At 78.6% G+C, this 304-nt stretch carries 1 protein-coding gene; it reads right to left on the minus strand.

The features are described from left to right. On the minus strand, positions 1-304 hold a 304-nt coding region (locus DW299_RS14015), incomplete at both ends, for an E3 binding domain-containing protein (RefSeq protein WP_205814407.1).

Raw genomic sequence — 304 nt, forward strand, 5'->3', positions numbered from 1 at the left:
CGCACGGGGAGGCCGTCGAGCTCGCCGGTGCCGGTCGTGGAGGTCGGGGCTGCGGTGCCGGAGGCCGAGGTGGCGCCTGCCGTCGTGCCGAGGGCCGCGGAGTCGGAGGCCGTGTGATGCGGCGCCGTGACGCCGTCGACCGCGTGGTCCACGGCGGCGCGCAGGACGTCGGCCCGGGTGATGGCGCCGTCGGCTCCGCTCGGGGTGATGGTGTGCACGTCGAGCCCCAGGTCTCGCGCGAGGCGTCGCACGAGGGGCGAACGGACGGCCACGGGGCGGCGCGGCGCGGAGGGGGGAGCGTCGA

Source organism: Microbacterium sp. K35, from assembly GCF_004794375.1.
Lineage (GTDB): Bacteria > Actinomycetota > Actinomycetes > Actinomycetales > Microbacteriaceae > Microbacterium > Microbacterium sufflavum.